The sequence below is a fragment of the Mesorhizobium sp. M0037 genome, assembly GCF_040323635.1.
GTDB lineage: Bacteria > Pseudomonadota > Alphaproteobacteria > Rhizobiales > Rhizobiaceae > Mesorhizobium.
Window position 1 is genome coordinate 185,607 of the sequence record NZ_JAMYVB010000012.1, and the last position, 21,959, is coordinate 207,565.

The 21,959-nt window shown below is 62.1% G+C and carries 17 protein-coding genes, 1 tRNA gene and 2 pseudogenes; 9 read left to right on the forward strand and 11 right to left on the reverse strand.

Annotation, left to right across the window (positions count from 1 at the left end):
- The first annotated feature begins 162 nt into the window (after positions 1-162).
- Both NKJ78_RS19490 and NKJ78_RS19495 read left to right on the forward strand, forming a co-directional pair.
- Positions 163-1,125 (forward strand): RgsD C-terminal domain-containing protein, encoded by a 963-nt coding sequence (locus NKJ78_RS19490; protein WP_352459102.1) that lies wholly within the window; start codon positions 163-165, stop codon positions 1,123-1,125.
- Positions 1,126-1,281: 156 nt separating this feature from the next.
- The gene (locus tag NKJ78_RS19495; protein WP_352459103.1) at positions 1,282-2,172 is read left to right on the forward strand and encodes an ankyrin repeat domain-containing protein; all 891 of its coding nucleotides are present in this window, start codon (positions 1,282-1,284) and stop codon (positions 2,170-2,172) included.
- An 84-nt stretch (positions 2,173-2,256) separates the two neighbouring features.
- On the opposite strand, the pseudogene NKJ78_RS19500 reads toward NKJ78_RS19495, so the two are convergent.
- The 6 genes and pseudogenes from NKJ78_RS19500 to NKJ78_RS19525 form a co-directional block, all read right to left on the reverse strand.
- Positions 2,257-3,196 (reverse strand): annotated as a pseudogene (locus NKJ78_RS19500) (lysophospholipid acyltransferase family protein).
- An 85-nt stretch (positions 3,197-3,281) separates the two neighbouring features.
- Positions 3,282-5,255 (reverse strand): threonine--tRNA ligase, encoded by a 1,974-nt coding sequence (gene thrS, locus NKJ78_RS19505; RefSeq protein WP_352459104.1) that lies wholly within the window; start codon positions 5,253-5,255, stop codon positions 3,282-3,284.
- 221 nt (positions 5,256-5,476) lie between these two features.
- On the reverse strand, positions 5,477-7,240 hold the full coding sequence (locus NKJ78_RS19510) for an adenylate/guanylate cyclase domain-containing protein (RefSeq protein WP_023825667.1): 1,764 nt from the start codon (positions 7,238-7,240) through the stop codon (positions 5,477-5,479).
- A gap of 134 nt (positions 7,241-7,374) precedes the next feature.
- Positions 7,375-8,190: a class D beta-lactamase gene (gene blaOXA, locus NKJ78_RS19515; RefSeq protein ID WP_023825668.1), complete on the reverse strand. Its 816-nt coding sequence runs from the start codon at positions 8,188-8,190 to the stop codon at positions 7,375-7,377.
- Between the two features lie 157 nt (positions 8,191-8,347).
- The gene (gene yidD, locus NKJ78_RS19520) at positions 8,348-8,716 is read right to left on the reverse strand and encodes a membrane protein insertion efficiency factor YidD (RefSeq protein ID WP_023825669.1); all 369 of its coding nucleotides are present in this window, start codon (positions 8,714-8,716) and stop codon (positions 8,348-8,350) included.
- A gap of 123 nt (positions 8,717-8,839) precedes the next feature.
- On the reverse strand, positions 8,840-8,998 hold the full coding sequence (locus tag NKJ78_RS19525; protein ID WP_023667618.1) for a hypothetical protein: 159 nt from the start codon (positions 8,996-8,998) through the stop codon (positions 8,840-8,842).
- A 93-nt stretch (positions 8,999-9,091) separates the two neighbouring features.
- Here NKJ78_RS19525 and NKJ78_RS19530 point away from each other — a divergent pair.
- Positions 9,092-10,008: pseudogene (locus NKJ78_RS19530) on the forward strand (LysR substrate-binding domain-containing protein).
- Positions 10,009-10,060: 52 nt separating this feature from the next.
- Here the strand turns inward: NKJ78_RS19530 and NKJ78_RS19535 are convergent.
- Entirely contained in the window at positions 10,061-10,540 is a 480-nt protein-coding gene (locus NKJ78_RS19535; protein ID WP_023751535.1) for an iron-sulfur cluster assembly scaffold protein, read from the reverse strand.
- 240 nt (positions 10,541-10,780) lie between these two features.
- Between NKJ78_RS19535 and folE the strand changes: the two genes are divergently transcribed.
- The 3 genes from folE to NKJ78_RS19550 all read left to right on the forward strand — a co-directional run bounded on the left by folE (position 10,781) and on the right by NKJ78_RS19550 (position 12,966).
- Positions 10,781-11,416, forward strand: a complete 636-nt coding sequence (gene folE / locus NKJ78_RS19540) for a GTP cyclohydrolase I FolE (protein WP_023667622.1) — start codon at positions 10,781-10,783, stop codon at positions 11,414-11,416.
- Positions 11,417-11,451: 35 nt separating this feature from the next.
- Positions 11,452-11,910 carry a phosphoribosyl-AMP cyclohydrolase gene (gene hisI, locus NKJ78_RS19545; protein WP_023825672.1) on the forward strand — a complete coding sequence of 153 codons (459 nt, stop codon included), beginning with the start codon at positions 11,452-11,454 and terminating at the stop codon, positions 11,908-11,910.
- Between the two features lie 84 nt (positions 11,911-11,994).
- The gene (locus NKJ78_RS19550; RefSeq protein WP_023667624.1) at positions 11,995-12,966 is read left to right on the forward strand and encodes a patatin family protein; all 972 of its coding nucleotides are present in this window, start codon (positions 11,995-11,997) and stop codon (positions 12,964-12,966) included.
- Positions 12,967-12,981: 15 nt separating this feature from the next.
- Here NKJ78_RS19550 and recJ read toward each other — a convergent pair whose 3' ends face one another.
- The 4 genes from recJ to NKJ78_RS19570 all read right to left on the reverse strand — a co-directional run bounded on the left by recJ (position 12,982) and on the right by NKJ78_RS19570 (position 18,097).
- Positions 12,982-14,766, reverse strand: coding sequence for a single-stranded-DNA-specific exonuclease RecJ (recJ, locus tag NKJ78_RS19555; RefSeq protein ID WP_023825673.1), 1,785 nt, complete (start codon positions 14,764-14,766; stop codon positions 12,982-12,984).
- 248 nt (positions 14,767-15,014) lie between these two features.
- Positions 15,015-16,328: a homoserine dehydrogenase gene (locus tag NKJ78_RS19560; protein ID WP_023825674.1), complete on the reverse strand. Its 1,314-nt coding sequence runs from the start codon at positions 16,326-16,328 to the stop codon at positions 15,015-15,017.
- Positions 16,329-16,378: 50 nt separating this feature from the next.
- On the reverse strand, positions 16,379-17,596 hold the full coding sequence (locus NKJ78_RS19565) for an LL-diaminopimelate aminotransferase (RefSeq protein WP_023681615.1): 1,218 nt from the start codon (positions 17,594-17,596) through the stop codon (positions 16,379-16,381).
- Positions 17,597-17,686: 90 nt separating this feature from the next.
- Positions 17,687-18,097, reverse strand: a complete 411-nt coding sequence (locus NKJ78_RS19570) for a hypothetical protein (protein WP_023681616.1) — start codon at positions 18,095-18,097, stop codon at positions 17,687-17,689.
- Between the two features lie 97 nt (positions 18,098-18,194).
- Here NKJ78_RS19570 and phaC point away from each other — a divergent pair, with 97 nt between their 5' ends.
- The 3 genes from phaC to NKJ78_RS19585 all read left to right on the forward strand — a co-directional run bounded on the left by phaC (position 18,195) and on the right by NKJ78_RS19585 (position 21,915).
- Positions 18,195-20,030, forward strand: coding sequence for a class I poly(R)-hydroxyalkanoic acid synthase (phaC, locus tag NKJ78_RS19575; RefSeq protein WP_023681617.1), 1,836 nt, complete (start codon positions 18,195-18,197; stop codon positions 20,028-20,030).
- A 360-nt stretch (positions 20,031-20,390) separates the two neighbouring features.
- Positions 20,391-21,509 carry a YcbK family protein gene (locus NKJ78_RS19580; protein WP_352459105.1) on the forward strand — a complete coding sequence of 373 codons (1,119 nt, stop codon included), beginning with the start codon at positions 20,391-20,393 and terminating at the stop codon, positions 21,507-21,509.
- A 331-nt stretch (positions 21,510-21,840) separates the two neighbouring features.
- Positions 21,841-21,915, forward strand: a tRNA-Glu gene (locus NKJ78_RS19585).
- Positions 21,916-21,959: the final 44 nt, after the last annotated feature.

A 21,959-nucleotide genomic window follows, 5' to 3' on the forward strand; every position in this document is an offset into this window, starting at 1 on the left:
GGGCCAGGTCTCCTAAAGCACTCGATTTTGAGCTGAAGCGCGCGATTGCGGGTGGGGCGGCTCGTGCATTGGTGCGGACGCGCCGAGCGAAAGAGCCGTTGCCAAGGCGGATCGGACCCTTAAGCCTTGAAATTGCCACCGCCTTGGGCTTCAACGCAAGGCATGTTTGAGGGGACATCGCGCCTTTTCCTGATTTGGCTCGCCGTAGCGCTGTTTGCGCCGGCCTCGATGGCCATGGCGCAGAATGCCGACGGCATCGGCAATCTGAAACTTCCCGATATTTCGAGCTATGCGACGCGCAAGGGCGAGACGCCGCTGGCGCTCAGTGGCGGCGGCGCCATAACGCTGTCGGCGCAGTTGACCGACAAGGGCGCCGACATCACGCGCGGCATCGTCTGGCGCGTCTTCAAGCCCGAGGCCGCCGGCGACGGCAAGCTGCCGATGGTGGCTTCCGCGCATGGCGGCAGCGCCGTGTTCCAGCTCGAACCCGGCAGCTATCTGGTCCACGCCTCATACGGACGCGCCGGCGCCACCAAGCGCATCACCGTCGGCAAGGACGCCAGGCGCGAAAGCCTGGTGCTCGATGCCGGCGGCCTCAAGCTCGACGCGGTGCTGTCGGGCGGCGTGCGTATTCCGCCGAAAAAACTGCGCTTCTCCATTTATGAGGGCACCGCCGAGGCCAATGGCGACCGCGCTTTGATCATTCCCGATGTCGAGCCGAACAGCGTCGTGCGGCTCAACGCCGGCGTTTATCATGTCGTCTCCACCTATGGCGCGGTCAATGCCGTTATTCGCTCCGACATCCGTGTCGAAGCCGGCAAGCTGACCGAAGCCACCGTCGAGCATCGCGCGGCGGAGGAGACCATGAAGCTGGTGCGCGAGACCGGCGGCGAGGCCATCGCCGATACATCCTGGTCGCTGCTCAACGAATCCGGCGATCCGATCAAGGAGGCCGTCGGCGCCTTCGCCTCGATGGTGCTGGCCGAAGGCCAATACACCATCATCGCCAAGAACCGCGACCGCATCTACCAGAAGGATTTCACCGTGGTCGCTGGGCAGAACCAGGAGATCGAGGTGCTGGCCACCGAGGCGTCGGCCATCGATCCCGAGGAAGGCGCCGACTAGGTTGTGGACTCATAAGCCCGAAGCCACAGCCGGACGGATCGACCTTGCGATTCGTTTCTAGGCACCGGTTGGAGTGGCCACGATCCGGCATTCGTGGTATGTTTTTGCGGCCTTGAAAGCATGACCCGTACCGCAGTTTGCCTTGGGAGATGCCAAATGCGCATGTCCTTGCTTTTCATTCCACTACTGCTTGCACCGATTGTATCGCATGCCGCCGGCATTCACGACGCCGCCATGAAGGGCGATGTCGCGGCGATCACGGCAGCGCTCGACGCTGGTGCCGGCGTCGATGAGAGCGACGGGCGCACGACACCACTCTATCTTGCGGTCAAAGGCGGTCATTTTGCAGCGGCAAAACTGCTCATTGAACGCGGTGCCGACGTCAACGCCGTCCCGGACCCGCGTTTGGGTCCTGCCCTTATTCTGGCTTTGGCAAAACGCAGGACCGATTTGATCAATCTGTTGCTGGACGGGGGCGCAAATCCAAATTCGAAGCGCAGCCGCGAAAACGCTATCCACATCGCGGTCAATCTCGGTTGCCTCGATTGCGTGAAAGCACTGGTTGAGGCCGGCGCGGACGTGAATGCGAAGACAAAGGACGGCAAGACACCGCTCCATCTGGCAAAATTCAAGGGGCAACGCGAAGTTGCTGACTATCTCATGTCGCACGGCGTCGTGTTGCCAACGCCAGCTCCGATCTCGATGAAGTTGGCTGCTGCCGATGTCGAGAAAGGCCGAACCTACTTCACACACGTGTGCCACGGTTGCCACAATGCCGAGCCACAGGGAGGGATCAAAACGGGACCGAACTTATGGGGCGTCGTCGGCCGCGACAAGGCATCCATGGCAAATATGCGTTACTCCGACACCTTGCTGGCCTTAGAGGGTGTATGGACGTACGAGGACCTGAACACATATCTGCTTGAGCCCATGCTCACCACGCCGGGTGTTTACATGGAGGTGCCTGGCGTCCCGGACGAGACCGAACGGGTCAACCTGATCGCCTACTTGCGTACACTCAGCGACAAACCGCTCCCACTGCCCTAGGAGCTATTGAGCAAAAAGGCCGAGGTTGTCGAAAAGTTGACCGACTGAACGTCGTTTATGAGTACACGCCCTAGTTAGCGTCTCTCAGGCTGCCTTGCGCATACGGCGCGGCAGGAAGTGGACGCGGCTGCGCGGTGCGTCGGGCGCCAGATCGAAGACGCCGCGATGAAGGCGATCAAGCAAGGTCTTGCGGTCGCGCAGCGGCTCCAGCTCATCCCAGCGCAGTACGTTGCCGACGCGAACGTCGATCGCTTTGCCGGACAGCCGCGCGAATTCGCGGATGAGCATTGAAAGGCGCAACGTCAGCGACGCCTTGCCGACGAATTTCGCCAGCCTTCCTTCGCGCTCCCCCATGTTCATCGGGCCGCTGACCAGATGGAACAGCCGGCCGTTCTGCCCGGAAAAATGCATCGGCACCACCGACGCCTTGGCGTCCTGCACGAGGCGCGCCGGAAACATCTTCCACGGCAGGTCGCGCGCCCGGCCAAAGCCTCTCGGCGCGGTGGCGACGCCGCCGGCCGAAAATACCACTATGGTGACGCCCTCTTTCAACAGCCGCACTGCCTCGTGGCGCACCGCCATGTTGTTCTTCACCGCGTCCTTGGTCTCGGAAAAGTCGATCGGCAGCGAGTACGGTTCCATTTCGCGGACCTTCAGCAGATCCTTGTGGATCATGACGCGGAACGGACGCCCGAGCTGCTCGACCAGCGACAGCACTGCAATGCCGTCGCCAATGCCGAACGGGTGGTTGGCGACGATCACCAGCGGCGTGTCCGGCAGCCCCGCCGGCGGCCACCGATCGGTGCTGCGCACCTTGGACGTCGATCAGCTCCAGCATGCGGCTGAACACCCGCTCGCCCGTCGGCGCCACCTGGCGGCGCCACAAATCGTAGAGCGCGGCATACCGGTCACGCCCCGAGAGGCCTTCAATGGAATGGATGAACCAGCGCGTCAGCGCCGGCTGGCTCGCATTGGCGTAGGAGAGTTCGGGAAACGGTCTTTCCCGTATCTTCAGCTTGAGCATGGGGGCTCGTTACAAGGTTCGCGTGACAGGCATGTGAAAATGGCGGTGGATCGCTCCACCGCCATTTCTACGAAACATTGTTTGCTCAGGCCGCGCTTCGCCTGCGGTCGGGCGAAATAGCCTCGTCAGAAAGCAGCTTCAGCGCCTCCGCCAGCTTGAGCGATTCCTGATCGCGCGAGCCGAGCCGGCGGATGTTGACCGTCTCCTCCTCCGCCTCGCGCTTGCCGCATACGAGGATCACAGGAACCTTGGCCATCGAATGCTCACGCACCTTGTAGTTGATCTTCTCGTTGCGCAGATCCGGTTCGGCCAAAAGTCCTGCCGCCTTCAACTGTGCGACGACCTTTCGCGCATAGTCGTCAGCATCCGAGGTGATCGTCGCCACAACCACCTGCAGCGGCGCGAACCACAGCGGGAAATGACCGGAATAATGCTCGATCAGGATGCCGAGAAAGCGTTCCATCGAACCGCAGATGGCGCGATGCACCATCACCGGCTGCTTCTTTTCCGAATCCGAACCGATGTAGAAGGCGCCAAAGCGTTCCGGCAGATTGAAGTCGACCTGCGTGGTGCCGCACTGCCATTCGCGGCCGATGGCGTCCTTCAGCACATATTCGAATTTCGGCCCGTAGAAAGCGCCCTCGCCCGGATTGATCGAGGTCTTGATGCGGTTTCCCGAGCGCGTCCTGATTGTATCCAGCACGTTGCCCATGATCGCCTCGGCATGATCCCAGGCCTCGTCGGTGCCGACGCGCTTATCCGGCCGCGTCGACAGCTTCACGCTGACATCGTCGAAGCCGAAATCGGCGTAGGTCGACAGGATCAGATCGTTGATGCGCAGGCACTCCGCGGCCAGCTGCTCCTCGGTGCAGAAGATGTGCGCATCGTCCTGCGTGAAGCCGCGCACGCGCATCAGCCCGTGCAAGGCGCCGGACGGTTCGTAACGATGCACATTGCCGAATTCCGCAAGCTTTACCGGCAGATCGCGATAGGATTTCAACCCATGCTTGAATATCTGCACGTGGCCCGGACAATTCATCGGCTTCAGCGCGAACACGCGGTCGTCGTCGGTGTCGTCGCCGGCCACCGTCACCTTGAACATGGCATCGCGATACCAGCCCCAGTGGCCCGACGTCTCCCACAGGCTCTTGTCGAGAACCTGCGGTGCGTTGACCTCCTGGTAGCCCTGCTCGTCGAGGCGGCGGCGCATGTAGTTGACCAGATTCTGGAACATCTTCCAGCCCTTGGCGTGCCAGAAGACGACGCCCGGCCCCTCTTCCTGGAAATGGAACAGGTCCATCTCGCGGCCGAGTTTGCGGTGGTCGCGCTTCTCTGCCTCTTCCAGCATCGTCTGGTAGGCATCGAGTTCAGCTTGCTCGGCCCAGGCCGTGCCGTAGATGCGGGTCAGCATGGGGTTGTTCGAATCGCCACGCCAATAGGCGCCGGCCACCTTCATCAGCTTGAAGGCGTTGCCGATCTGCCCGGTGGAGGCCATGTGTGGGCCGCGGCAGAGGTCGAACCAGTCACCCTGGGAATAGATCTTGAGATCCTGGTCTTCGGGAATGGCGTCGATCAGCTCGAGCTTGTAGCGCTCGCCCTTCTCGGCAAAGACCTTTTTCGCCTTGTCGCGCGACCAGACTTCCTTGGTGAACGGCTTGTTACGCGCAATGATCTCGCGCATCTTCTTCTCGATCACCGGGAAATCGTCGGGCGTGAACGGCTCGTTGCGGGCGAAGTCGTAGTAGAATCCGTTCTCGATCACCGGCCCGATGGTCACTTGCGTTCCCGGCCACAGTTCCTGCACGGCCTCCGCCAGCACGTGTGCTGCATCGTGGCGGATCAACTCCAGCGCGCGCGGATCGCTGCGGGTGATGATCTCGACCTTGCCGGACTTGCCAAGCGGGTCGGAAAGATCGCGAACGGTGCCGTCGATCGCATAGGCGACGGCTTTCTTGGCCAGCGACCTCGAGATCGATTCGGCGAGGCCTGCACCGGTCATCGCCGCGTCACAGTCGCGGACGGAGCCATCGGGAAATGTCAGGGAAACGGAATTCAGCATTTGTATCTCCTATCCAGTCCCGCAAACGAGCGCGGGTGGTCGTGGTGTGAAGCCGGAGGCATCCGGCAGCGGGCGGGTTTTAGAGGCAGCACGGTGTGAGGTAAAGAGCGCTGGTAGTGTGTCAGTTTGAATTCCAGTTGGAACGTTGCCATTGGCCTCCCCGATCGGAACGACCAAGGACCGCCACTTTGCAGCCGTTCAAGGCTAGCGCGAGCTTTCACTCACTCGCGCAGGCCTGCCTTGCGCAAGTTCTCGCGAAGATGTTCCAAGTCACCTGAGTTCTTGTATGGCGCCATGTCCGAGGTCGTTCTCATCGTGATTGTGGCTCGCGGCTCCAGCTGCAAAATGTGCTCGATGACCTGCTGCGCTTCGTCTTCGCTCCCTAAAGCCGCGTAGCTCGCTGCCAGGTATAAGTGTTGGTATACGGTGTCGAGGGTTCGTAGACCTTCCAACGCCGCGATCGCTTCACGATATCTGCGAACGTCGTAGTAAATCTGGCCAATCTGTAGGATGTACCACTCGGGGTAGTGAGGGTTGAGACGCATGGCTTTTTGCGCCGTCTCAAGGCCTTCCTGTGCCCTCCCACAATAGCTTAGGCAGGAACCGTAATCCAACAGCACGTCGGCGTCATTTGGATTAAGCTCAAGGGCGCGTTGATACTCAACGATAGCGCGTTCGTATTGTCCGCAAAATAGGCAGTGCCCTGCGAGCGCATAGTGCCCCCATGCCTCGGCGTCGTCCCGTTCGATCGCCAAATTGGCGTATTTCAGGCCACATGCCAGTGAAGCCTCGGGATTCGCGCTCCAACCGTCGCTTGCGTCGATCATGTGCGTCCAAGCGAGCTTGGCAAACGCCTTTCCGAACTTCGGATCGAGTTCGCCTGCCTTCTCAAAGAGTTCCCGAGCACGCAAGTTGTCTTGTTTTGTGTAGCGGTTGAGAGACTCCATGCCGCGCACGAAATAGTCCAGCGCCTCAAAATTCCGCGTCCCCGCGACTTCCGGGCGCTCTTGCCACGCCTTTAACAGTCGGCCTCCGTACGCTGTGGCTAAACTGCCGATTATTCTTTCAGTGACATCGTCCTGCACGGCAAAGATGTCCTCGATGCCTCGGTCGTAGCGCTCTGCCCAAAGGTGCCGCCCAGTCTTGCCGTCAATGAGCTGGGCGGTAATCCGGACCCGGTCCTTTGACCTCTGTACACTGCCCTCCAAGATATAGCGGGCACCCAGCTCTCGGCTGGCATCCTGTATCTTCGTGGCTTTGCCCTTGTAAGCAAACGTCGAATTACTGGCTATGACGGAAAGATCGCGAAACCGAGACAATCCGGTGATGACGTTCTCTGTGATCCCATCCGCAAAGTAGTCCTGCTGACGGTCGTCGCTCATATTGACGAACGGCAGCAAAGCGATGGATGGCTTATCAGCAAGCGACGCCGGCGAAGTGGGGGCCGCTTCGGGACCGTCGAGGCGCACCGCATAAGCTCGCACGGGGCGTTCAATATTTTTAAGTATCTGCTCACCAATGTCGTCGAATTGAAGTTCAAGCCGGTTTCCTAGGTGATCTCGCACCGTGCCCGAAACCATAACACCTCCAACAGGAGCGATGCCTTCGAGCCTTGTCGCCACGTTCACGCCGTCACCCAACAGATCGTCATCCTCGACGATTACGTCACCGAGGTTGATCCCAACGCGGAATTGTATTCTTCGGTCCTCGGACAGTTTTGCGCTGCGACCCGACATGGCACGCTGCATAGCAACGGCACAAGCCACGGCGTTCACGACACTTGGAAACTCGGCGAGGATGCCGTCGCCAGTCGTTTTGAAGATGCGACCTTGGTGCTCGGCCATATTTGGGTCGATAAGGTGGGCCCGTATCTCCTTCAGATCGGCAAGTGTGCCGGCCTCGTCGCTGCCCATCAGGCGCGTATACCCCACCACGTCAGCGGCCAGAATTGCGGCAAGACGGCGTTGGACGCGTCCTTCGGTCATGTGGTGCATTGCTTTCAAGAGCAACAGGACCGGGATTGTAAGGGCGACGGCCGACAGAGTCCACGAGCCGGAACGTCGACTGATACATTTCCGCAGCGGTCATTGGCACAGCCGCCGGGATTTGTCGCGGCAACTCACTTCACCAGTTGCGGCAAATCCCTCAGGAACGCCCCGCGGGTCGCCGGGCCCTTCGGTGTGTCGATCGGTTTGGTATCGACGACCAGCCGGGCGAAGACGATCCGCCGGCCGCCCTTTTCGGCCCAGCCGACGAACCAGCCCAGCGAGCGCTTGTCCTTGCTGTTTCCCAGCCTGGTGCTGCCGGTCTTGCCCTGCACCGTCCAGCCGTCGGCCTGGAAACTCGGCAGGATGGCTCGGGTCATCTCATGTGCCTTGGCAGAAACCGGCATCTTGCCGGCGAGCAGCCGGCGCAGGAAGGCTGTCTGTTCGACCGGCGATATCTCAAGCGAGGAATTTATCCAGGATTGCGTGAGCCCGTTGTCCTTGTCGGCATCGCCCGAGACATCCATGTTGCCGTAGCCGAATTTCGAGACGTAGAGGGCAAAGCTTTTTGCGCCGAGCCGGCGCACGATCTCGCGCGAATACCATACGATCGAGTCGCGCTCCCAGATCGTCGGGTCGACGGCCTTGTGGTCGCGCTTCACGGCGTTGAACTCAGGCTTGTAATCCCAGCTCGGTGTATGCGCGTCGCTGAGGACACCGCTGTCGTAGCCGATCAGCGCCAGCGGCACCTTGAAGGTCGACGCCGGGCTGACGCGTTGGTCGCAGACGCCGCTTTGATAGAGCGTCTCGCCGCTCGCCGCGTCCTGGATAAGCGTGCAGGCGAAATCGCCAAGCGGCGCCGATTGCGCCCGCATCGGAAATCCCAGAAACCAGGCCAGCAGGAAGAGGACCGCGGCAATGATGAAGGGGTGGGTTTCGATCCGACGCATGTGGGCTCTCCTGGGAATGAACAGGAGGCGCTTAGCGAAGTGTCTTGGCTCGATTTTGACTCAAATGCGCAGTCTTTGTGCAGCCCGTTGTTAACCTTACCGGATTGTAAAGAAATGCCGCGCTGGCGATCTGGATCAGGGGCCAGCGCGCCCGCCGTCAGGCCTCGCCGCGCTTCCTGCCGATCTGCCAATAAAGCCATGGCATGAACCAGACATAGCGCTGATCGAGTACCTCCGGCACGCGATCGATGCCATGCGAACCGAAAGGGCCGCAGCGCAGCACGCGGAACAGCCCCATGAAGCCGCCGGCCCACAGACCATGGCGGGCGATCGCCTCATGCGCGTATTCGGAACAGGTCGGCAGATGCCGGCAGGAATTGCCGACAAATCCGGACAGCGTCAGTTGATAGAGGCGCACCAGCGACGTGCCGAAAATGCGGCCGGGTGTTTTGCGCCAGGGACCGGGCCAGTTGCGCCCGCGCCGGGTCCGTCCGGCGGCATGCACATGCCGATGCTGGTCGCCCACCGCAGTCTCTTTCCGAACGCGACCCGAAACCGGCTTCCGGGTCAGCTTGCGTTTCCAAACCGATAGATGTGAGCTTCGGCCGGCAAACGCAATCCTCTTCACTCACTCGCCTGTTTGTCGGCTTCAGGGTCGCGAGCGGCGAAAGGGATGCCGCTCCGCTGGAGCCGCCCAGCGGGTGGCCGGCCTTTGCTCGGTGCGCTGCACATGATGCTGCCTGTCGCCACGCCATTGAAACGTCGCGATCCGCATCACATCGCCAAAGATTTCCAGAAACTGGATCATGTCCGTGTCTCCTCTAAGAGCGGATTAGACGCCCACTGGCCTTCGCCTTCAAACGAGTATAATTTCCGTTTCGGATAACTCTGGGTTATGCGAATGAAGCGCGGACGGCTGCCACTGACGGCCTTGCGAAGTTTCGAGGCAGCCGGCCGGCAATTGAGCTTTAGCCGGGCCGCCGAGGAGCTGTTCGTCTCGCAGGCCGCCATCAGCCGGCAGATCCGCGAGCTCGAGCAGTTCCTGCACCAGCCCTTGTTCCGCCGTCATCACCGCCGCGTCGAGCTGACCGAGGCCGGCCAGCGCCTGCTCGATCAGTTGGTCAGGAGTTTCGACGACATCGACAGGCTGCTTTCGGACCTGGTGGCGGCCCCGGCACAGTCGGTGGTTCGCGTCAGTGTCGAGCCGTCGCTGGCCTCTGTGTGGCTGTTGCCGCGGCTCAACCGGTTCAGCCAGTTGCGGCCTGATATCGACGTTTCCCTCGAGGTCGACCCAAGGCCGATCGAGTTCCGCAGCGATCAGCCTGAACTAGCCCTGCGCTTCAGCGCGAGCGCCACCTCATGGCCGCGCAGCGAGGCCGAATGGCTCGCCTCGACCGTCGATTCGCCGGTCCTGTCGCCGGCATTGCTGGCATCAGGCCCTACCCTCGAAAAGCCGCTCGACCTTGCCCGCTACACGCTGCTGCACGAGGAAAACCGCCAGGGTGGGCGCGCTGGTTCGAGGCCGCCGGCGTCGCTGCCGACGCCATTCCGGCGCGCGGCCCGATGCTGGCGGATGTGTCGCTGTCGAAGCAGGCGGCCCTGCTCGGCCACGGCGTTGCGCTCGGAGACCTATTGCAGATCGGCGAGGAGATTGCCTCCGGCGCGCTGATCAAGCCGTTCGACATCGACGTCGCATCGGGCGCCTACTGGCTGGTGGCCAGGAGTTTGAAGGACCTGCCGGAGCCGGCTAAGGCGTTTGCAGACTGGGTGAGAAGCGAATTCGCCGAAAGCAGACGGGCGCAGCAAACCAAGGCATGAGCCCGGTTACGTGAGAAGCTCCTCGACGTGTTCAGCGCCCAATTTTGACAATTCACCGGCTGTTGGAGGAGCCGTCATGTACCAACATCACCGCTTGTTCGGCGCGTTTCTTCTCGATCTGACCGATGGCATCGACGACCGCATCGAAGGTCAGCATGGTCGAGGCATGGCGCGCCTTGTAGTCGCGCACCGGCTCCAGATATCTCAGATCGGCAAAGCGGCCTTGCGGCGGCGCGCCGTTTTCCTTGAGCATCTTCAGCATGGTGTCGCGCACCGCCCGCAATTCGTCGGCGCTGGCGCCGATGACATGTTGAGCCATGATCGAGGACGAGGCCTGGCCGAGGGCGCAGGCCTTCACGTCATGCGAGAAATCGGTGACGACGCCATTGTCCATCTTGAGGTCGATGGTCACCGTCGAGCCGCACAATTTGGAATGGGCCTTGGCCGTCGCATCCGGATGATCGAGCCGGCCTATGCGGGCGATGTTTCCGGCAAAACCCAGAATTTTCGCATTGTAGACGTCGTCAATCATATTTTTCCAATCCGTCGCCGCCAAGCGAACAGCGATTGCCGCTGTGGCGTCTTTCATTCGCTGCGCACGACCATATATAATGCTGGCAGTCGGGTATCGACAAGGCAACGCAAAGCCGCCGTCCTTCCCGTTTCGTTCACGCCGCTTGCGGGCTGGAAACAGGGCGAGTTTTCAGCACCCGAAAGGTCGTGGTCCGTTCAACTCGTTCCTTCTGAGAGAGGAACTACGGGAGACGCCTTTATGGATGCCGTCATCAAGAAAATCATGCCCCCTTCCGACTATCTGGACAAGCCGGTCACCGACAGGCCGAGCGAAGCCGAGGTCGAGGCCGCCGTGCGCACGCTGTTGCGCTGGACCGGCGACAATCCGGACCGCGAGGGCCTGATCGACACGCCCAAGCGCGTCACCAAGGCCTTTCTCGAAATGTTCAACGGCTATGACATGTGCCCGGCCGAAGAACTCGGCCGCACCTTCGAGGAAGTCGCCGGCTATGACGATCTCGTCATCGTCAGGGACATCCAGTTCCACTCGCATTGCGAGCACCACATGGTGCCGATCATCGGCAAGGCGCATGTCGGCTACCTCCCGGACGGCAAGGTCGTCGGCCTGTCCAAGATTGCCCGTGTGGTCGATATCTTCGCCCATCGCCTGCAGACGCAGGAGGCCATGACTGCACAGATCGCCGGCGTCATCCAGGACGTGCTCAATCCGCGCGGTGTCGCAGTCATGATCGAGGCCGAGCATATGTGCATGGCCATGCGCGGCATCCGCAAGCAGGGCTCCACCACGCTGACCTCGACCTTCACCGGCGTATTCAAGGACACGCCCGAGGAACAGGTCCGTTTCGTCACCATGGTGCGCGGCCTCGGGGCGTAAGCCGCTCGCCGCCATCGCTAGATCAAGGACCGGCGATGTCGGCACTAACATTTCCCAAGGCTCCATCGGACAAGAAGGCTCTCGAAGAAGGCGCGGTGTTTTCCCCGCGCTTCGATGCTGCCGGGCTGGTCACCGTCGTCGTCACCGACGCCGCTGACGGTATGCTGCTGATGGTCGCGCATATGAATGCCGAGGCGCTGGCGCTGACGCTCGAAACCGGCATCGCGCACTACTGGTCGCGCTCGCGCAACGCGCTGTGGAAGAAGGGCGAAACATCAGGCAATTTTCAGACCGTCGTCGAGATGCTCACGGATTGTGACCAGGACGCCATATGGTTGCGCGTCAAAGTGTTGGGCCACGACGCAACTTGTCACACCGGCCGGCGTTCATGTTTTTATCGGACGGTGGGGCTAATCGGCGGCAAGGCAACGCTTGCCGACGATGGCAGCACGCCGCTGTTCGATGCGGAAAAAACGTATCGGAAGCCCGCGTGAACCATTCAACAGTCGCAAACCACTCATATTCACTATTCTCAAACGTCCTTCCTGTAGAACGGACGCGGGACAAGGGAGATCATGATGCTCGAGTGGGCGTCATTGCGTAGCAGACCGGACGTGCGGGAGGCCAATGGCCCCTCATCGTCCGGCGGCGTGCCTGACCCGCAACCCGCGGGCAAGACAGGCATTTCGCTCGCGCTGGGCGGCGGCTGCGCACGCGGCTGGGCGCACATTGGCGTGCTGCGCGCGCTCGACGAAGCCGGCATCGAAGTCTCGATGATCGCCGGCACCTCGATCGGCGCGCTGGTTGGCGGCTGCTATCTCGCCGGCAAGCTGGACGAACTCGAGGAGTTCGCCCGCAGCCTGACCAAGCGGCGCATCTTCGGCCTGCTCGATCTCAATCTGCGCGGCAGCGGCCTGTTCGGCGGCATGAAACTGGACGTCAGGCTGCGCGAGCACATGGCAGGCATCCGCTTCGAGGATCTGACAAAACCCTTCGTCGCCGTTGGCGCCGAAATTCGCACCGGCCATGAGATCTGGCTGTCCAGCGGTTCCCTGATCACCGCGATGCGCGCTTCCTATGCGCTGCCCGGCGTGTTCGAACCGGTGAATTGCAACGGCCGCATCCTGGTCGACGGCGCGCTGGTCAACCCGGTTCCGGTTTCGGTCTGCCGCGCCTACGAGCAGCCGCTGGTCGTCGCGGTCAACCTTCACTACGATCTGTTCGGCCGCGCCGCCGTCATCAAGCACAGCGCCGGCGAACTGCTCATCGAGAAGGACGCGCCCCGGCCAGGCCAGGCCAGCCCCGACCACCAGCCGCACCAGAGCCGTCTCGGCATCACCGGCGTCATGGTCGAAGCCTTCAACATCATCCAGGACCGGATTTCACGCGCAAGGCTGGCGGGCGATCCGCCCGACATGTCGCTCCAACCGAAACTCAGCCATATCGGCTTGACCGAATTCCACCGCGCGGATGAGGCGATCAGCGTCGGTTACCAGGCGACGATGGCGCAGATCAGCGAGTTGAAGCGGCTGCAGACGGTTCTCGCTTAAAACAATTCGGCAATGTCAGGCTTTGGCCGCATCGGTGATGCGGAACTGCACCGTGCGGTTGCCGTTCCAATAATTCCCCGACAGCGAGCCGGCTACATGGATCGTGTTGCCCCTGTTCTTGAACAGGAATTCGCCCAGCGCGGTATCGACGGATCGAAAGGCGATGCCCTGGATGCGGCCGCCGCTTTCCGACTGCAGATCAGCCCGGATGTGGTTGGTGCCGACGGCCCGCGCGTCGGCCAGCCGATGGCGCGGCAGCGCGAACACCGGCGCGACATGGCCGGCGCCGAAAGGCCCGGCCTTTTCCAATGCATCGAGCAAAGCAATCGTCGCGCCCTCGGCGGCGAGCGCGCCGTCGACGGCCAGACTTTCTTCGTCCTGCAGCCGGAACACTTCGGTCGCCGCGCGCTCCTCGAAGAAAGCACGGAGTTCGCCGAGCTTGGCGCGTTCCACCGTGATGCCGGCGGCCATGCCGTGGCCGCCGCCCTTGACGATCAGCCCGGCATCGGCGGCTGCGCGCACCAGCCGTCCGAGATCGAAGCCCGACACCGAACGGCCAGAGCCGGTGCCGATGCCATTGGCGTTGAAGGCGATGGCGAAGGCCGGCCGCCGCGCATGGTCCTTCAGCCGCGAGGCGATCAAGCCGACAATGCCGGGATGCCAATTGGTGCTGGCGGTGACGATGATGGCCGGCCCGTTGCCGCCGGCAAGTTCGGCGTCAGCCTCGGCGCGCGCCGCTGCCAGCATCTCCAGCTCCATCTGCTGGCGTTCCTGGTTGAGCCGGTCGAGTGTCTCGGCAATGGTCCCGGCCTCAACCGGATCGTCGGTGGCGAGCAGCCGGCTGCCAAGTGCTGCATCGCCGATGCGGCCGCCGGCATTGATGCGCGGCCCAATCAGATAGGCGAGATGAAAGGTGCTTATCGGCTCACCGATGCGGGACACCCGCGCCAGTGCGGCGAGCCCCTCATTCTTCTGCTGCCGCGCCATCTGTAGTCCCTTGACGACGAAAGCGCGGTTCACGCCGATGAGCGGCACCACATCGCAAACCGTGGCCAGCGCCGCCAGGTCGAGCAACGACAACAGGTCCGGTGGCGCTGCGTCGGGCAATCGGCTGCGCAGGACCCTCGCCGTCTGCACCAGAGTGAGGAAGACGACACCGGCGGCGCACAGATGGCCTTGCCCGGAAAGGTCGTCCTCGCGATTGGGATTGACGACTGCGGTCGCCTCCGGCAGCGGGCCGCCGACCTGATGGTGGTCGAGCACCACCACATCGGCGCCTGCGGCCTTGGCGGCATCGATAGAGACAGCGCTGTTGGTGCCGCAATCGACGGTGACGATCAGCGTCGCGCCGCGCGAGACCAGTTCGCGCATAGCCTCCGGATTGGGGCCGTAGCCCTCGAAGATGCGGTCGGGAATGTAGATCTCCGAAGGCACCGAGAAATGCGTCAAGAAGCGCTTGAGCAACGCCGAAGAGGCGGCGCCGTCGACATCGTAGTCGCCGAAAATTGCTACCTTCTCCTTGGCCATGACCGCTTCGGCGATGCGGGTCGCAGCCTTGCCCATGTCGGTCAGCGAAGCCGGATCCGGCAACAGGTTGCGGATCGTCGGATCGAGGAAGCGCTCGGCCTGGTCCGCGGTGACGCCGCGCCCGGCGAGCACGCGCGCCACAATGTCGGGCACGCCGTGGCCCTGCGCTATGGCGAGCGCAGTCATGTCCTGCCGCTCGCTCAACCGGTGTTCCCAGGAAACACCGGTTGCCGACTGCCTGACATCGAGGAAGAGGCGTTTGTCGCCCGTCATAGGAGGCGTAGTCTACAGATTGTCATTTCCGGCAATATGCGACGGCTAAACAGGAAAGTCTCAACTTTTCCACCTCCTGGTGACGCGCGTTGATCTCGCGGCTCACGCCTCCGCCAGAGCCCGATCATGACTGGTGGGTTCGACCTGAAATCTCAATCCGGCTCCAAATCAAAGAGATAGAGCATTATGGCGTCCGAACCACCTTTCAGCAGGAATATCAATCGGTTAAAGGAGAAAAATGACTTGGCCTAACCAGCGCGCTCAATGCGGATAACCTGCGGCTTGTCTGTGAGGTGGCCGTCCTTGGTGATGCCGTCGACAGCCTTGCGCACCGCTGCTTCCGTCGTCTCGTGGGTGACCAGGATCACCGTCTTTTGCGCGTCGGTCTCACCGCTGACGGCATGCTGGACGATCGATTCCAGCGAAATATCATTGTCGGCCATGCGCTTGGCGATCGCCGCAAAGACGCCGATGCGATCATGCACGGTCAGTCGGATGAAATAGCCGCCGGCATGGCTGCGCATCTGCGCCTTCTTGTAGGGCCGCAGTTCCTTGGCCGGCAGGCCGAACACCGGACCGTGCTGGAAGCCCGGCCGGCTCTTGGCAATGTCGGCGATATCGCCGACCACGGCGGACGCGGTGGCGTTGCCGCCGGCGCCGGGGCCGGAGAGCAGCAGCTCGCCCAGAATGTCGGTTTCGATGGCCACCGCATTGGTCACGCCATGCACCTGTGCGATCACCGACGCGGTCGGCACCATGGTCGGGTGCACGCGCTGCTCGATGCCGCTGTCGGTGCGCTGCGCGACACCGAGCAGTTTTATCCGGTAGCCGAGATCGGCGGCAGCGCGGATATCGGCCTGGCTGATATTGGAAATGCCTTCCATGTAGATGTCGTTGGCCGCGATCTTGGTGCCGAAGGCCAGGCTGGTCAGGATCGACAATTTATGCGCCGTGTCATGGCCCTCGATATCGAAAGTCGGATCGGCTTCGGCGTAGCCCAGCCGTTGCGCGTCCTTCAGGCACTCGTCGAAGGAGATGCCCTCGGCCTCCATGCGGGTCAGGATGTAGTTGCAGGTGCCGTTCAGGATGCCGAAGACGCGGGTGACCGAATTGCCGGCCATCGCCTCGCGCATCGTCTTGATGACCGGGATGCCGCCGGCAACTGCCGCCTCGTAGTTGAGCAGCACGCCCTTCTTCTCGGCGATTTCGGCAAGCGCCACGCCGTGCTTGGCCAACAGCGCCTTGTTGGCGGTGACGACATGACGTCCGGCTTCAAGTGCTGCCTTGACCGACGCGCGCGCTGCCCCTTCGTCGCCGCCGATCAGTTCGACGAAGAGGTCGATATCGGCGGTCTGCGCCATCTTGATCGGATCGTCGAACCATTTGGCGGCGCTGAGGTCGACGCCGCGGTCGCGCTTGGCATTGCGAGCCGAAACAGCGGTGACGATGACATCGCGTCCGCACTGGCGCGTCAGTTCCGCTGCCTTGTCGCGCAGCACGCGCGCCACCGAGGCGCCAACCGTACCCAGACCCGCAATTCCAACACGCAACGCTTCAGCCATGCCCGGCGACGCCCCTCAAAAAATCTGCTCGAATAAGATGTGCGGCGACTTTAGCGATGCGCGGCGAGCGGCACCACATTGTTCGGCTGCTTGGCGCTGGACGCCAGGAAGCGCTTGATGTTGCGCGCCGCCTGCCGGATCCGGTGCTCGTTCTCGACCAGCGCGATGCGGACATGATCGTCGCCATGCTCGCCAAAGCCGATGCCCGGCGCCACCGCCACGTCGGCGTGCTCGATCAGGAGCTTGGAAAACTCAAGCGAGCCGAGATGCTTGAACGGCTCTGGGATCGGCGCCCAGGCGAACATCGAGGCAGCCGGTGCCGGAATGGTCCAGCCGGCGCGGCTGAAGGCATCGACCATGACGTCGCGGCGCTTCAAATAGACCTCGCGAACTTCGGCGATGTCGGCGCCGTCGCCATTCAGCGCATGCGCCGCCGCCACCTGGATCGGCGTGAAGGCGCCGTAATCGAGATAGGACTTCACCCGCGTCAACGCCGAGATCAGCCGCTCATTGCCGACGGCGAAGCCCATGCGCCAGCCGGGCATGGAGAAGGTCTTCGACATCGAGGTGAACTCGACGCAGACATCGATGGCGCCCGGCACTTGCAGCACCGAAGGCGGCGGATTGCCGTCGAAATAGATCTCCGAATAGGCAAGGTCCGACAGGATGATGATGTCGTTCTTCTTGGCGAAGGCGACCACGTCCTTGTAGAAATCGAGTGAGGCGACCAGCGCCGTCGGGTTCGACGGATAGTTGAGGATCAATGCCAGCGGCTTCGGGATCGAATGACGGACACCGCGCTCGAGCGCCGGGATGAAGCCGTCATCCGGCTCGACCTGCAGCGAACGGATGACGCCGCCCGACATGATGAAGCCGAAAGCATGGATCGGATAGGTCGGGTTGGGGCACAGGATCACGTCGCCCGGCGCGGTGATCGCCTGCGCCATGTTGGCGAAGCCTTCCTTCGAACCGAGCGTCGCCACCACCTGCGTGTCGGGATTGAGCTTCACGCCGAAACGGCGCTGATAATAGGCGGCCTGGGCGCGGCGCAGACCTGGGATGCCGCGCGAGGAGGAATAGCGATGCGTGCGCGGATCGCGCACCACTTCGCACAATTTGTCGACGATCGCCTTCGGAGTCGGCAGGTCGGGATTGCCCATGCCAAGGTCGATAATGTCGGCGCCGCGCGAACGGGCGCTGGCCTTCAGCCGGTTGACCTGCTCGAACACGTAGGGCGGAAGCCGGCGGACCTTGTGAAATTCTTCCATGTCAGTTCCAGACGATTTAAGATTGGCTTTAGCACAGTTGGCTTGGCTAGGCGCCTTTGGCAAAGACCGCTTTCGGCGCGCGATATAGCCTTATTTGCAGGTAGGGTCGAGGGCGGGATCGCATTTGGCTTCGATCTGCTTCAGCGTGTCCTTGCCATGGTTCTTCGCCAGCGAGTTCAGCGCCGCCGGGCTGGTGGACGGGGCACCGCCGCCGCCCTTGGCCACTTGCCCCTGCTGTTCGCCCTTCAACTGGGCAAGCTTGGCCTGCGTCTCCTCAGGGGTGAGCTGCTTTGCCGCCACCTGCGGTGGGATGTTGAGATTGGGATAAGAGCCGGTGTCCTGCGCGCCCTGCGTCAGGCCGACATTCATCCCGTTGCCGGTATTGGCGCTCGTGCAGCCACTTGCCGCCAGCAGCCCTGGCGCCAGACAGGCGATTGCAACCGCGACGCGGCAAAAGCGGCCTGCCCCCGAAAAAATGGTCTTGCCGGTGTTAATCGTCATATTGTTTTCCTGGCAGCCGGGGTACAGCGCATTGGACCCGGTCAGATGTCCCATGATAATATGTCAAGAAAACGCCTCGGGAGGAACCCCGCGAGCCATGTCCAAAACACCTGATTCGAGCAAAGCGGAAGATGATCAATCTTCGACCGTCGAGCAATATCTGGTGAAAGACCCGGAACGCTTCGCGTTGAACATGGCGCGTATGGTCGAACAGGCCGGCAAAGCCGCCTCCGCCTGGGCCGAGCCGCGCGAAAAAGGCGAGGTGCGCGATCATGTCGCCGAACCCGTGGTCGACATGGTCAAAACCTTTTCCAAGCTCAGCGAATATTGGCTGGCCGACCCGCAACGCGCGCTGGAAGCGCAGACGCGACTGTTCGCCGGCTACATGACGGTCTGGGGCAACGCCATCCAGAAGGTTAGCCCGAATGCTGAAGCGCCGGACGATGCGGTCAAGCCCGAGCGCGGCGACAAGCGTTTTCAAGACCCCGAATGGGGTCGCAACGCTTTCTTCGATTTCCTCAAACAGGCCTATCTCGTCACCTCGCGCTGGGCGGCCGACCTGGTCGAGCACGCCGAAGGCCTCGACGACCACACCCGCCACAAGGCGAGCTTCTACGTCAAGCAGGTGTCCAATGCCATCTCGCCGTCGAACTTCATCCTGACCAATCCGGAGCTGTTTCGAGAAACCGTCGCCTCGAATGGAGAAAACCTGGTGCGCGGCATGAAGATGCTGGCCGAAGACATCGCCGCCGGCAAGGGCGACCTGAAGCTGAGACAAGCTGACTATTCGCCCTTCGAGATCGGCAAGAACGTCGCGACATCTCCCGGCAAGGTGGTCGGCCGCAGCGATGTCGCCGAAATCATCCAGTACGATCCGACGACGGAGACGGTGCTCAAGCGCCCGCTGCTGATCTGCCCGCCCTGGATCAACAAGTTCTACATCCTCGATCTCAACCCGCAAAAGTCCTTCATCCGCTGGGCGATCGAGCAAGGCCATACCGTGTTCGTCATCTCCTGGATCAATCCCGACGAGCGGCACGGCGCCAAGGGCTGGGAAGCTTACATACGGGAAGGCCTGCAATACGGCCTCGACATGATCGAGAAGGCGACCGGCGAGAAAGAGGTCAACGCCATCGGCTATTGCGTCGGCGGCACGCTGCTGGCGGCCGCACTCGCACTGCTGGCACAGGAAGGCGACAACCGCATCAAATCGGCGACCTTCTTCACCACGCAGGTCGACTTCACCCATGCCGGCGACCTGAAGGTCTTCGTCGATGAGGACCAGGTGGCAGCGGTCGAGAAATCGATGAACGAAAAGGGCTACCTCGACGGCACCAAGATGGCGACCGCCTTCAACATGCTGCGCTCGGGCGACCTGATCTGGCCTTATGTCATCAACAATTACATGCGCGGCAAGGATCCCCTGCCCTTCGACCTGCTCTACTGGAACGCCGATTCCACCCGCATGGCGGCTGCAAACCACTCCTTCTACCTGCGCAACTGTTATCTCGAGAACAATCTGACTCGTGGCGTGATGGAACTCGCCGGCCGCACTGTGTCGCTGGCCGACGTCACCATCCCGGTCTACAACCTGGCGTCGAAGGAAGATCACATCGCGCCGGCCCTTTCGGTGTTTCTCGGCTCGCAATATTTCGGCGGCGACGTCGAGTTTGTGATGGCTGGTTCCGGCCACATTGCCGGTGTCGTCAACCCGCCGGCAGCCAAGAAATACCAGTACTGGACCGGCGGCAAACCGACAGGCGATTTTGGCCAGTGGCTCGCCTCGGCGGTGGAGCATCCCGGCTCCTGGTGGACGCACTGGCAGCACTGGATCGAAACCCAGGACGACACCCTCGTTCCGGCCCGCAAACCGGGCAAGCATATGAAAACCCTGGGTGATGCCCCCGGCACCTATGTGAAGGTGCGCGTGTAACGGCCGGCACCTTTTGCAGGTGCCTGTGTGTAACGGAATGTAATGTCTGGTGAGTTGACGAGCCGGCAAAACGGGGCGAAATGGTGTCGTCAACCTTCAAGAAGCCTCAATTGGCCTCCAACGAGCAAATAATTCAGAGGCTTGCAGAATTGACACAAGTCTCGTTTCCGGTTTGGGAACACAAGGTTGTTGGATGTGAACGTTTCGACGCCGCACCAATAGCAGGCCGACCGGACACCGAGGGGGAATTTAGTTTTGAAATCAGCAGGATCGCGTCTCGCGGGGAGAGAAGGTCGCACTATAGCGGCAGCGCTTTTCTCCGTGCTTCTGGCGTCCTGCACCTCCGCTGGCGACCCCACAATGTCCGTCGGCATGCCTGGCTACAACGCGACCGCTTCTGACATCGCCGCGGCTTCCGGCGCCAGCCCTGCGGCGCCGGGCGATTCGACCGTGCAGGTCACATCCACCGGGCCGCAGATGATGATGACGGCAGCGGGCGATGCGACACTGCCCGAGCAGGTCGCCTATGTGCCGGTGGCCAAGCCCGGCACCGGCTTCCCGGTCAATGTTCCCGCCGGCTCCGAAACCATTGTCGGCCAGACGCCGCAGTCGCTGCAGCAGTCAGCACAGACCGCGGCCGCAACGGACGCCGTGGCGCAGAAGATCGCCGCCGCCGATGCCGGCGTGATCGCACCGAAACCGACTGCCGCGGCACCCGCGCCCGGCGAGGTCTACGTGACCGCCGCGCCCCAGCAGATCGACACGCCGAAGAAGGGCTTCCTGGCCTCACTGTTCAGCACCACGCCAACCTCGGCGGCACCTGCTCCGCTGGTCAACTCGCGCTCGGGCGAACAGCCTGCGGTTGCTGCCCAGAAGGCCCCGGCAAAGCCGATCATCACGTTGGCCTCAGCCAGTTCGTCCGACAAGCCCTTGCAGCTTGCCTCGCTTGGCAACGAGAGCAACCACATCACCGGCAGCGATGCGCTGCCCGGCGTGCGCCAGACGGCGCTGTTCGAGATCAAGCGCAAATCCGGCCTCGACGATGAAAGCGACGTCGACCTGAACGAGGACGAGGGTTCGGGCGGCGCCTATCAGGTGGCTTCCGCCGCCGGCCTCGCCCGGCTGGCGCCCAACGGCCTGTTGAAGCAAAACGAGAGCGTCGACGTCGCCTGCCTGAAGCCGTCGCTGGTGCGTGTGCTGAAGACCATCGAAGGCCATTACGGCCGCAAGATGATGGTCACATCAGGCTACCGCGACCCGGCCCGCAACCGCCGCGCCAACGGCGCCAAGAATTCGCTGCACATGTATTGCGCCGCCGCCGACATCCAGGTTCCCGGCGTCTCCAAATGGGAACTGGCGAGCTACATCCGAACCATGCCCGGCCGCGGCGGCGTCGGCACCTACTGCCATACCGAATCCGTTCACGTCGACGTCGGCCCCGAGCGCGACTGGAACTGGCGCTGCCGCCGGCGGGGTTAGCATCCCCATTCGGCAAACGGGCCGAGGGGCCGTTAGCAGCCTGCCGTTTTTCCCGATTAGCTATCAGCGACGTTCGAGATTAGCCGAGGCACCCGCGACTTCGTCATCCTATGGCGAAGCAAGGCGCGCAGCGACGCGGCGCAGACCATAGGATGACGACTGCGCGGGGCGTTCAGGCTAATCTCCAAAGATGTGCAATGACGCGAGGGCAGAAAACCTGGGCTGGCTCACCAAACTGGCCTTTTCGCCCCTCTTGAAAAAAGTTTCCGCATCTGGCGGCTGATGGGTTGCCGGTTGGCAACAACGCAATTATAAGCCGCTTCGTCTGAGCGCGCCCATCGTCTAGCGGTTAGGACACCGCCCTTTCACGGCGGGAACAGGGGTTCGATTCCCCTTGGGCGTACCAGGAATTCACCTTAAATACCAAGTAGTTAGACTAAACCGCCAGCG